Genomic DNA, 11,901 nt, shown 5'->3' on the forward strand with positions numbered 1-11,901 from the left:
TTTTATTTCTTTTTTGGTTCATTCGAATTATAAATTCGTCTCAACCTGATCAAATTTTGCATAAAAAGTATCTATGGCAACTGAATCGGGTAAAAATCCTGATCGGTATTGAAATGAACCATTTAATGGAAATCCAACTAATGTTGTGGTGTCGCTAAAGCTACTGGTGCTTTGGCTTATCTTCGAATTATTGTTATCCATATATTCCAATTCGATGATGGACAATCCTTCTGGTTGATTTTTGTTCCAGATAACCTTTAAATCGTCTCCTTTTCGGAAATATTTTGAAATCGTGGTGTTTAACAAGGATTTTTCATAATGTTCGCCGTAAGACCTTCCAGAAATTTCAGCTTTTACAGAACGATTACCTGCGGAATCGTAGGCATAAATTTCAAAGGTATGATTCCCCTCGGCAAGGTCATTAATTTCTACCCGTATTGTGTCAATCACATCTGACTTCTCCACTGTATTCTCCATGGAATCTAGTTGGTTATTCCAATAAATCTTATACTTTTTAACCTTCGGATCCGAGAGTAATAACCAGGAGATTTCAACTTTATTTCTTCCAGGACGTAATTTAATGGAATCAGCTTTGGCAACATAAATGATGGATCCTCCTTCAAGAAATTGTTCATAGGTGTCATCCATATTTCCGCAAGAGGAAAACCCGGTGAGAAAGAAAACCCAAAGTGCAGGAAACAGGATATACCAATATTTTTGTTTTTTCATGATTTTATCTTTAATAGTTTGGACTGAATGATAAATTATTCCATGGGCTGGCCAAATAAATCCAATTGGGTTAACATTAAATTTTGTGCTCCTGTCCATGATCTTATCGTTTTAAAACGTATGTACCGATATGCAGCTGTCTCCGGAGGAAAGTTGTAATTCTCTCCTTCTAAAGCATATGCACTATCCTCAGGCGTTCTCTCTCCTACAGGACTGCCAGAGGGTTTGATTGATTCACATTCTATTAATAAATCCCATCCCTCGAAAGAACCATTGGGATTCGGGTTGTTAGTTCCCCAAACTTCATACGTTCTGGGTGTACCGTAGTTGTAGGCATATGATGGTCTCTCGGTTGGAACTTGGAATACGACGAGTCTACTGAATTTAGATTTTTTACCTAAATCAATCGTAAACCAATTCGGCATGGAAGCCCCTGATGTCGCTTGGTAATACAACTCAGATAATTTTGTATAGTCTCCATCCCAAATATTGCTTATAGGTCCCCAACTTCCTTGTACGGTGTAGGTGTCTGAAGGTAGTGGGTAGGCTTTCCAAAGCTTTTTATCTAGCATTTCTTCGTAAAGAGGCGTGATGTTTTTGTAAAGCGTATCGGAAGAGTTTCCCCACTCATCGCGAAAATAGAAAGCAAAATCAGTTGGATTTGGCAGCAATCCGCGTACCGAATAATCCCTTAATTTTGAGGCGGTAAATAAACGGTCATATTGTACCCATTCGCCTTCTTCGTTCTTGTAAAGGGTGTAAAAAATGACTCCTTTTTCTTGTTCATTTGCGAATTTTGCATTCACTCCACCAAAATCTTCATTAACCAATAAGGATTGGAAAATATGATCTATTGGAGGGGCTAGTGGCTGAATGGTAAGTTCTGTAGGTTCGGATTTTACCTCTCCTTTATTCACTGTGAATAGCCTGACTCTATATTCTTTGGTGTCACCAAAGCCTTCTAAATCAATATAATTTTTATAGATGGAAGCCTTTATTTCTCGCTCGGTACCTTGGTTGCTTTCGAATACAGCTGACACATATAAAATATTTGGATCATTGGGTATAGAATAGGAAATTCTGGCTCCTCCATTTAAGTTTTCAATCTTTGTAACCATAGGTTTTTCAGGTGTAGCGGATACATCCTCTAATGGACTGTGTTGAAGCCCCTGGCACCCCCACAGTATGATTACAATAAATACGAGTATTAAATAATTTCTTTTCATAATATTTTAAATTACCATCCTGGACTTTGAACTAAATTTTTATTGACAATCAAATCATATTCTCGAATTGGCCAGAAATAATCCTTCATGCCAAAGGTTTGGGTGAATATGGTTTTTTCTCTATAATAATCTTCTGCTTTGGATTGGTCCATGTCCCATCCGCTAATGATATCATTGTATACATCAATTGCCGTTTTCCATCTGCGTAGGTCCCAGAAGCGCTGCCCTTCTAGGCATAATTCTATGGCACGTTCTCGTTGGATAATTTCACGCAGACCTTGCTGGGTACTGAATTTATTTGGATTTCTTGAATGAGCACTCCAAGATTCTTTTACTCCTTTGAGTCCAGCTCTTGATCGAATCAAATCGATATAGGTGAACGCTTCATCTACAGGTCCCTGCGATTCGTTCAGCGCTTCTGCATAAAGTAAATACAAATCGGAAAGTCTAAGCATTGTCCAAGGGTAATCCGTGGAGGTATAGGTATTCGCCGTGGAAGAAAGGACGTTGGTGAAATAAATGTATTTTTTAGGGTAATATCCCGTAACAGTATGGTTTAAATTTCCTCTTTTACCACCACTTTGCCCTAATTTTAATTCAAGCCAATAAGCATTTTCTTCATCGTAATTACCCTGTCCAAACCACACCCCACCATCAAAACCTAGGGTGGAATAGAAGCGCGACTCGCGATCAAAATTTAGTTCAGCCGTGGTATACCCCTCTTTAATGTTGAATCGATCTTCTTTCTCAGATTTTCTTAAAGCAAATCTGTTCGTGTATGGCCATTGCGTGTCTTCATTAATCGGTACGCCATTATCGGAATAAAACAAATCAACAATGCGCATAGGTACACCAAGATGGCCATCGACCGAACCATTTCCGACTGCCGAAGCAGGTAGAGTTTTTGGCATGGTGTTCACTTGAAGGTCTCTGGCGTTATTTTTAGTATGTGCCCAAATTATTTCCGAATTCCATCTTTCTGTAAATGAATTCCGGGTATTCATCTGGGTTTTTATGCTGTCCGATAAGTTTCTGACAATATTGGTTTCCTCAAAATAAAACAATTTCATGCCAATGGAATGACTCTTTTCAATTGCTTCTTTACAGGCGACAACTGCCTTATCCCATTTTTCCTTACTGTATTGTTGGTTAAAAAGTGGTGTTCCGTCTTTGTTGGTATAGGTGGCATAATCAGCATTTCCATTGAATAAAGGGCTCGCTGCATACACTAATATTTTAGCTTTCATGCCTAAAGCGATAGGCAAAGTGATTCGGCCTAATTCTGAATTTTCGTCTTCCACCATATCTGGAAGATCTACGGCAGCCTCATCGATTAAGGAGACGATGTAATCGAAGACCTGATCTACAGGTTCTCTTGAAACCCTTACTTCTTCCTCTGAAGTAGATATAGGAATGTTTTCCTTCATGATAGGAATTGGCCCATACATCCTTAGTAGGAAAAAATGATAGTATGCTTTTAAAAATTTAACCTCGGCTGCCCATTTCCGTTTTTCAGCATCGTCTACATCTTTGACATTCATAATATTTTCTAAAAAAATATTACATTCACGGATGCCTCTCCAAAGAGGATATGTTCCGTTCCAAAAATCTAAATAGGGACTGTTGACGTTCTGGTTTCCTCGTGCTATCTGCCAAGGATTTGATCCGATACTTTCCCGAACCCACCACAATTCATCTCCTCCTAGTAATACCGGGCTCGTGTTTTTATTTCCCAGTTGTGGCAGGTATGAGTAACAAGTAAATAAATATCGCTCTGTGGTTGCTCTTAATCTAAAAGCATACTCTATGGTAGCGATGTTGTCGGGAACTATATCCAAATAACTATTACAAGAACTAGTTACAAATAGGATTAATATAATTAGATAATTTTTCATTTTAGTTTCAATTGGTTAAAAAGACATATTCACTCCAAAATTGACCACACGTTGTAGGGGATACCCTAAGCCATTTCCTCCCATTTCAATATCCCATAACTTGAAGCCACTAATTAATAATAAGTTAGTACCGCTTAAATACACTCTGAGCTTGTCCGTGTGTATTCTTTGGGCTAGCTTTTGGGGAAGCGTGTAGCCAATTTCCGCCTGTTTTAATCTGACAAAAGCCCCATTATTCAACCACCAAGTGCTTAACTGTGTATTGTTGGATTGATTCTGTGTGCTTAGACGAGGCCATAAGGCATACAAATCCTGGTTTTCCATAGAAAAATGACTTTCTGCAAAGGCTTTTAAAATTTGTTTTCCGCCCACAAATGGCTCTACGTTTACAGGACCGGTGCTTCCATTAACCACACCTCCCGTCCAGAATGAGGAACGAGCAGACCCTTGGAAAAAAGCGGAAAGATCGAAGCTTTTATAACCCAAAGAGAATCCACCTCCATAAATGATTTCTGGCGTTGTAGGAAAACCTATAGGAACTTGATCAAGGGTTGTAATCATACCATCTCTGTTGACGTCTTTATATTTTATGTCCCCCGCAAAATTGGTTGATCCAAAACCTTGTACTGGAGAATTGGCAACCTCGCTATCATCAACAAATAACCGTTCAGCGATATAACCCCAAGGTTGGTGAATAGAATAACCAATTTTCGATTTCCACCATTCGTTTTCATAAATAGGTTCTTCATAAGCGAGATATTTACTTTTTGCATAAGTAAAGTTTCCACGCAATTGCATCCAGAATCCATTTGAGAAGTTCTCAGAATAATCAATCGACATATCAAGGCCTTGTCCAGAGGCGCGCCCAACGTTCGCGCGGACCGGCGCAGATAGGCCCATTGTTGAGGGAATAGCAGAACGATTCATCAAGATGTCCTTTCTCTCCTCTCTGAATAGATCCAGCTGAATGTTTATTTTATTAAATAGCCCCAATTCAATGGCTAAATTAGACTTGTAAGAAGTCTCCCAAGTGATGTCTGGATTAGAATAACGCGTAACGTTAATCCCTGGTTTCGTGCTGCCATACTCCTTGCCAAAGGTGAAGCCCTTAGCCGCGTCCAGCATATTAACATTTGATAAATAAAAGAATCGGTCAGTGGCTGAACCAATAGCATCATTACCAACCAATCCATAAGTTCCTCGTATTCTAAAATTGTTAATTTTTCCTTTCAAATCTTTCCAGAATCTCTCGTTTGAAATACTCCATGCCAGACCAAAGGAAGGGAAGAAACCATAACGATGACTCTCATGAAAACGTTCAGATCCATTGTAACCAAAATTAACTTCTGCATAATAACGACTATCGTAGGAGTAGGTGGTACGACCAGATAAACCAAAGTTTCTGGTGGGAAGAGATAATTGCAAGCTACCCGCCACAGCATTCGTACTGGAACGAAGGATATTAACTAATAAGGCGCTGATGCTGTGTTTCTCATTAAATGTACGTGAGTAGTCTAGTGCATTTTCCATATAAAAAACGGAATTTTGTGCTCTTAACTCGTCATCAAGACCAAAGCTTAAGAACTCTTCACCGCTATCTTCGTTGGTTATTCCCACAACATAATCCATCGTTCTGCGATCGTAATAGGCCAATTCGTAATAGAACGGCTTATATGCCCTTACGATATCATACCTGGATATTTTATTGGTGTTAAACATCGACCTGAACCTCAGTCCTTCGGTCAGAAAAGAGAGGTTTTGTTTAATTTCCATTTGCGCCATCATTAGAGAGCGGTCATAGTCTTTATATCCTTTTACCATATCGGCATATGGATTAAGGAATGCTCTTTCTTTTAATCCGCCAAACATAATGTGTTCAATATGGCTATGTAATTCATCTACCGGGTAATAGGGAACAAAATCCACAGGGTTCGCGCGTACGACTTTATTGTACATCCCTCCACCACCTTCTATTGGTCCGGTATAATTATCAAAATTTCCGTTTAGTCGAACGATCAGCTCGGTACTCTTTGTCAAATCTATATTGACATTCGCGCGCAAAGTATAACTCTTGAGGTCAACATTATTATTGAAGTTGTTTTTGCCATCGACACGTAGAGTTCCGTTGTCTTGTGCATAAGAGCCTGCAACATAATAGCGTGCAACTTTTCCCCCTCCTGAAACATTTAAATTGTACCGGTGATTTAATGTTTGTTCTTTAAATAAGGTAGATCTCCAGTCTACAGCCGGAAAAATAATCGGGCTTAGTCCTTCCCGGGTAGATTCTATTTTTTCCTGGGTGTATAAGGGTTCGGCAAAAGGATCTCGAGAAACCAGCGCATTGTTGTAAAGTTCCATATAGGTTACTGGATCCGCTAATTCCACATTTCTGGTAGGGGCAGAGACGGAAGCTTCTGCGCGAAGGGAAATGTTTGCTTTTCCTTCTTTACCCTGTTTGGTGGTTACAAAAATAACCCCGTTTGCTCCACGTGCTCCGTATAGAGCGGTTGAGGTAGCATCTTTCATGATTGAAAAGCTCTCAATATCATCTGGTCTTAAGCGAGCCAATTCGGTAACACTTAACTCAACCCCGTCTATTAAGATCAATGGATCCACTTTTCCAGTTCCAAAGGATGTTACACCTCGAATAAAGAAATCAGCATTGTCCATACCAGGCTCTCCACTTCTCTGATAAGCAATAATTCCCGCGGCTTGACCAGCTAAAGCTGTTGTTAAATTGCTGGATGGAATTCTAAGATTACTTGGTTTAATCTGTGTGACAGAACCCACCATGTCTGTTTTTTTTTGCGTACCAAAGGCCACCACTACAACCTCTTCCAAGGCTTCAGGATCCTCTAATAGGGTCACCTGGATTGATTCTTGATCTGTTAGGGTGATCTCTTGGCTTAAAAATCCTGTAAAACTGATAGACAAGATGCTTCCCTTCTCCAGATTGGGAAATGTAAAATTTCCATTTCGATCCGTCTGAGTTCCGACAGATGTTCCTTTAATGACGACTGTTGCACCCTCTACTGGATTTCCATCCTTGTCTTTTACAGTTCCTTTAACATTTTGTTCGACTAGGTTCCATACAGGACTATCTGCCTTAAGGACATTCCCAAGCAAACAATTTAACGACAAGGTTAGCGCGAGAAGAATATTTATTTTTTTAATAAACATTCTGGATGTTAAAACCTTGTCGAAAATCAACACAAATGATTTACGATCGTTATTCTCCATAATTTATACGATAATTGGTTATTCATTTAACGGTTACGTAACCGTTACTAATGTTCTAATTATTTATTTGGTTGAATTAAAGATAAATTCCTAAGTGTAATACTCAATTGAAAATCTTTAAATCTAAACCTTAACGTTTATTCGATTAACTGTAATAATTAAAATGATACGTCGATTTATAACACCGGTTACGTTACCGTTATTATACTGTAAATTGGTTAATAATTCTACTAAAGTAAATATTAAATCTAAAAATACAATAGCGAGTGTAAATTATTTTTCATGTTATTGTATTTTTCCAAGAGGTTTAAGTCATTCTCTATAATGTTTTTACAGGCTACCGATTTAGGGTATAAGTGGGGTTTTGTTTAAATTAAAACGTTTTAGTTTTTTAATTATAATTTCAATTATTTACCGTTCATGAGTGTTCCTTATTTATAAACCTGCAATTGTATTTTTTTTCCTGACTTGGAGATTTATTCTCGAAGATATTTTACAAGGTAATCGTGAATTTGTTGAATCAGAGTAGAAAAGAAATGAACAAAAACTGGTGGTTTTTTAACTATAAAACCTTCCTATAATTTTTGGTATTGAGAAAGAACAGCTTAAAACAATTAATATAATCCCAAAACTAAAGACTTATTATCTTTTATATGTAAAACAATTACATTTTATAAACTAAACATTGTGTTTATATGATTTTTTGTTCTTAAATTTGTAGATGAATTACATAAATAGAGAGAAAAATGATTATTAATTTTAGTGTTCAGAATTTTGGATCCATTAAAGATAAACAAACTCTTTCTTTTGAGGCAGACAAGTCAATACATCTCGAAGATACCTATATTACGAATATAGATGGACATAGAATTTTAAAACTGGCCTTAATCTATGGTGCAAATGCTTCGGGCAAAACTTCAATACTTAAAGCTCTCGATTTTTTAAGAGATATTGTTCTAAATCCTGAAAGGAAAAAAAATAACGAATTGGGATTTAATCCGTTTCTTTTTGACCCAAAAACTCCCACGCAGAACTCAATTATTTCGATAGAGTTTTTTCAAAATCGCATAAAATATTTTTATGAAGTAGAGTTTTCCAAAAAGGCTATTGTAGCGGAAGAGTTATATCTTAGCAGCCCTAAAAAAGCCAATGTTTTCAAAAGAAAAACGAACTTATCTAATCAATTTACTGAAATAACTTTTGGTAGTAAGATTTCTACGGGAAAGGTTTTTAAAAAGGCACTTGAAGCGAATACTTTGTGGAACAATACCGTCCTTGGTGGATATTTAAAAACAAACGTTGACTTCAAAGAATTACAAGAAGTTGTTGACTGGTTTGGAAATTATCTAAGTCCATTGGTTTACACACGAACAGAATTAGAGGGGTTTGTAACCTCAAGAATTGATAATGGAGAAATCTCTAAATCAGATGTCGTTACAATACTAAAAAAAGCTGACTTTAATATCTCAGATATTGTAATTCAAGAGGAAGTAGAGAAAGTTCCTGACGGTCTAATTGAGTTTCTAAAAAAGCAAGTTAAGGCACCAAGCGATAAAATAAAAGAGTTAGAAGAAAAGGGCGAATTAAAAGCTGTAAACATAGAATTTGAACATACTGTAAACAACACAAGATATACTTTACCCTTAGAATTCGAATCAGAAGGAACGAGACGTTTCTATGGTTTTGCGGGTCTGCTAGCTCTATTAATTAAAAATTCAACAGCATTCCCAATTGACGAGCTAGAAGCATCGTTGCACCCTGATTTGTATTTACATTTTCTGCTTTCATTTCTTTTGAATTCCAAAAATTCACAACTCATTGCAACCACCCACAATAGAGAAATTTTAGACAATAAGGACATTTTTAGGAACGACGCTATATGGTTCACTGACAAGCAAGTAAGTTGTTCTACTGAACTCTATTCCTTAGCCGATTTTGATAGTTCTGTTGTTCGTAACACCACAAATATTTTAAATGCTTATAAAAGTGGTAAATTAAGTGGGACACCTAATTTAGGAGACACCTTCATTGGTTTAAATCTATGAGAAAACCCAAAAAGATCGTACATAGAACCATTCCCTCTTTTGCTGTTGTTGTAGATGGGAGACAGAGGTTTGGTATTTGCAAATGCTAAAGCGGAACGAAAAGGATCTTCGTGTTAGTATAAAACCCGAAATTCCTAATAAAAAAAGTGTAGCGGAGCAATACAAACTAGTATGTGATTTATCCGACAAGGAATTTACAAAGGTATTTTGGATTATTGATCTTGATACGATTGTCAAAGAAGAAAGAGAAGCACCTAAAGGAAAAAATTCACCACTTAAAACATTTGAAAGATATCGAACAGACCTTATCGATAACTGTTCAAATGTCATTGTGGTTGTAAATAATCCTTGTCTTGAATTTTGGTTTATGCTTCATTTCGAAAAAACATCAAAATATTTTGGAAATTGCTCAAGTGCAGAAATACATCTGAAAAAACACTTGAAGGATTACGAGAAAACTCAAAAGTACTTCACAAAAGAAAACGATGATATTTATTTAAAATTAAAACCAAATTTAAAGTCCGCTTTAAAAAATTCACTTGCTCTTGGAAGTTCCAACAATCAAGACTCATTAAAAGCGATGTGTGAAATGGAATTATTGTTTCAATCGGTAGAATTTAAAAAACACTTTGAATAAAAGCAGTACTTTGTGAAAATGTTGTATTTTTTTTACCATAAAGGGAAGAGGATTGATTTTTTTAATCTGTTTAGATTTTTTGATGTTGTTCGGTTAAAAATTTATTAGAAATCATAACCCTCTCTTTGTAAATGTTATCCAAAAATTTTACCCAATCAAGATTAATTTCTTTAGCATGAGAGGCAAAGTAAAAGTCAAATAAACCTATTAATTCCTCTCTCTGTGTTAATATGTATGATGTTCATGCCAATCAAGAAATGTCTAAAACTGATAAGATGTATCACGCTTAAGTATTAATTTTTTTGATAGATGGATATACTGGAGCAAGCTGACCCCTCAAAATTGAATAACATTTAGGGTATGATATTGTGTTTAAAGCTTATATTCGCCTGCCATACTGGCGGATGTTGACCCCCTAAATACGTTTTCAGTTTATTGCGCTGGAGCATACTGACCCCTTTGCAAGTAGTTTTTGTTACTTAGTGATCAAACAATTTGGATAGGCATCAAGAAAGCTTGTAAGTGGAAAGCTTGACGCTAATTTTTTAAACATAAAATGTGAATCAAAACGGGCCTTGTACCTGCGTTTCCTGATTTGTATTGATTATTTGTACTAATTTCAATATTATTCAAATCATTTATTATTCATATCATTTTTATTCCTGCTTTGGCTGAAACTAAAGCGTCTGCTCTGGATATATTAGATTAAAAAGATTGTATGGCGTCTGCTAAATCATAGAGGTAATCGCCTAACACAGCGTGATCGGTTGTGTATTTTGGAATATTATTAACCGTATATTCTGTCCATGTAATTGGTGATGGTAAATTAGCTGAATTCATTGAGTAAATCAAAAAATGATTTATCGTTAATTTCACTCCAGAATTGTTGAAAAATTAACTTAATTAATGCGCGACCCCATATTCAAGAGCGATAATAAATGGGAAAGGTCTTCCGGATATCTAAACCTTTTTTATGAAGACCTCAGCTCCGGTTTTTGCACTCTGATATATCGCCTGGATAATTTCAACGGATTTTGTTCCTTCAACACCATCAACCAGTGGAGTGCTTTTGCTTGAAATCGCGTTTAAAAAATCTGTAATTTGTAACTGGTGGCCTAAGAATGAAATATCCATGGCATTGGCTGCACCTCCGCTAATCTTTTCACTGCTGATTTGATTTTCCACTTGTTCATTTGGAACAGAAGAGTCTCTAAATTGCCAGGTTTTAAGTTCATTATCTTCCAATACAATCGTACCAGCAGTTCCATGTAGTTCTATGCGTTTAAGTGAACCGGGGTAGGCCGCTGTAGTGCATTCAATGGTGCCAACTGCTCCGCTTTTAAATCGAACAATGGCAACTACGGTATCCTCAACTTCTATATTTTCATGCAGTCTATTTGCGGTGATGGCTTGAACTGATTCAACAGGGCCCATATACCATTGTAATAAATCTACAGAGTGTATCGCTTGGTTCATTAATGCGCCACCTCCATCGAGTTCCCAGGTTCCTCGCCATGGGGCTGAGGCATAATACGCTGGATCTCGGCTCCATTTTACATACGCACTACCCAAAACTTGTTTTCCCAAGCGATTCTCGTCAACCGCTTTCTTTATTTGTAGGCTTGCCGGGTAGAATCTGGAAGGGAAAACAACGCCGATTAAGACCTGATGTTTCAATGCTTCCTGTGTAATCTGATGACATCTTTCAGCGCTGATTTCAAGTGGTTTTTCAATTAAACAATGCTTCCCCGCTTGGATACACTGCAGGGCAGGGGATAGGTGCATCCCAGAGGCAGTACAGATGCAAACAACATCAGGATCATCTTCTAAGAGCTCCTCAATAGTCTGGTAGGCCTTGCAATTCCATGTTTTTCCAAAATCATTTGCTTTCTGCCTGGTTCTATTATAAGCTCCCAACAGTACCGCATTACCAATACGCTCAATAGCTTTGGCATGAATATGGGCTATTGCACCTGTTCCTATAATGGCCAATCTAAATGGTTTATCACTCATCTTGCTGAAGATCTTTTACACTAATGGTTTCATTTTATAAACCCGCTATGGCGAGTTTAGGAGTTAACGCACCTATCATTTTGCGGTAACGCACCCGTAAGATACGGTATTTTTGC

The 11,901-nt window shown here is 37.1% G+C and carries 7 protein-coding genes and 1 pseudogene; 2 read left to right on the forward strand and 6 right to left on the reverse strand.

The features are described from left to right. Positions 1 to 27: 27 nt before the first annotated feature. The 4 genes from AC6CHH_RS12910 to AC6CHH_RS12925 are packed head-to-tail and all read right to left on the reverse strand — an operon-like array spanning position 28 to position 7,090. Positions 28 to 729 carry a DUF4998 domain-containing protein gene (locus tag AC6CHH_RS12910; protein WP_498283500.1) on the reverse strand — a complete coding sequence of 234 codons (702 nt, stop codon included), beginning with the start codon at positions 727 to 729 and terminating at the stop codon, positions 28 to 30. A 35-nt stretch (positions 730 to 764) separates the two neighbouring features. After that, the gene (locus tag AC6CHH_RS12915; RefSeq protein ID WP_498283502.1) at positions 765 to 1,955 is read right to left on the reverse strand and encodes a DUF5000 domain-containing lipoprotein; all 1,191 of its coding nucleotides are present in this window, start codon (positions 1,953 to 1,955) and stop codon (positions 765 to 767) included. 11 nt (positions 1,956 to 1,966) lie between these two features. Next, the gene (locus AC6CHH_RS12920) at positions 1,967 to 3,850 is read right to left on the reverse strand and encodes a RagB/SusD family nutrient uptake outer membrane protein (RefSeq protein WP_498283504.1); all 1,884 of its coding nucleotides are present in this window, start codon (positions 3,848 to 3,850) and stop codon (positions 1,967 to 1,969) included. Positions 3,851 to 3,865: 15 nt separating this feature from the next. Next, on the reverse strand, positions 3,866 to 7,090 hold the full coding sequence (locus tag AC6CHH_RS12925; RefSeq protein WP_498283506.1) for a SusC/RagA family TonB-linked outer membrane protein: 3,225 nt from the start codon (positions 7,088 to 7,090) through the stop codon (positions 3,866 to 3,868). 746 nt (positions 7,091 to 7,836) lie between these two features. Here AC6CHH_RS12925 and AC6CHH_RS12930 point away from each other — a divergent pair. Both AC6CHH_RS12930 and AC6CHH_RS12935 read left to right on the forward strand, forming a co-directional pair. Continuing rightward, positions 7,837 to 9,135: an AAA family ATPase gene (locus AC6CHH_RS12930; protein WP_498283508.1), complete on the forward strand. Its 1,299-nt coding sequence runs from the start codon at positions 7,837 to 7,839 to the stop codon at positions 9,133 to 9,135. Between the two features lie 70 nt (positions 9,136 to 9,205). Next, positions 9,206 to 9,772 (forward strand): annotated as a pseudogene (locus AC6CHH_RS12935) (RloB domain-containing protein); the annotation flags it as partial. A 705-nt stretch (positions 9,773 to 10,477) separates the two neighbouring features. Here AC6CHH_RS12935 and AC6CHH_RS12940 read toward each other — a convergent pair. Then, complete coding sequence (locus AC6CHH_RS12940) at positions 10,478 to 10,612, reverse strand: hypothetical protein (protein ID WP_498283510.1); 135 nt, start codon at positions 10,610 to 10,612, stop codon at positions 10,478 to 10,480. A 120-nt stretch (positions 10,613 to 10,732) separates the two neighbouring features. Further along, complete coding sequence (locus AC6CHH_RS12945) at positions 10,733 to 11,785, reverse strand: Gfo/Idh/MocA family protein (RefSeq protein WP_498283512.1); 1,053 nt, start codon at positions 11,783 to 11,785, stop codon at positions 10,733 to 10,735. Positions 11,786 to 11,901 lie beyond the last annotated feature (116 nt).

Source organism: Sphingobacterium sp. GQ94, from assembly GCF_059758715.1.

Excerpts from the sequence above, each read along its gene's own strand:
- AC6CHH_RS12945 (WP_498283512.1), bottom strand. The coding sequence starts at position 11,785 with ATGAGTGATAAACCATTTAGATTGGCCATTATAGGAACAGGTGCAATA.
- AC6CHH_RS12920 (WP_498283504.1), bottom strand. The coding sequence starts at position 3,850 with ATGAAAAATTATCTAATTATATTAATCCTATTTGTAACTAGTTCTTGT.
- AC6CHH_RS12940 (WP_498283510.1), bottom strand. The coding sequence starts at position 10,612 with ATGAATTCAGCTAATTTACCATCACCAATTACATGGACAGAATATACG.
- AC6CHH_RS12925 (WP_498283506.1), bottom strand. The coding sequence starts at position 7,090 with ATGGAGAATAACGATCGTAAATCATTTGTGTTGATTTTCGACAAGGTT.
- AC6CHH_RS12910 (WP_498283500.1), bottom strand. The coding sequence starts at position 729 with ATGAAAAAACAAAAATATTGGTATATCCTGTTTCCTGCACTTTGGGTT.
- AC6CHH_RS12915 (WP_498283502.1), bottom strand. The coding sequence starts at position 1,955 with ATGAAAAGAAATTATTTAATACTCGTATTTATTGTAATCATACTGTGG.
- AC6CHH_RS12930 (WP_498283508.1), top strand. The coding sequence starts at position 7,837 with ATGATTATTAATTTTAGTGTTCAGAATTTTGGATCCATTAAAGATAAA.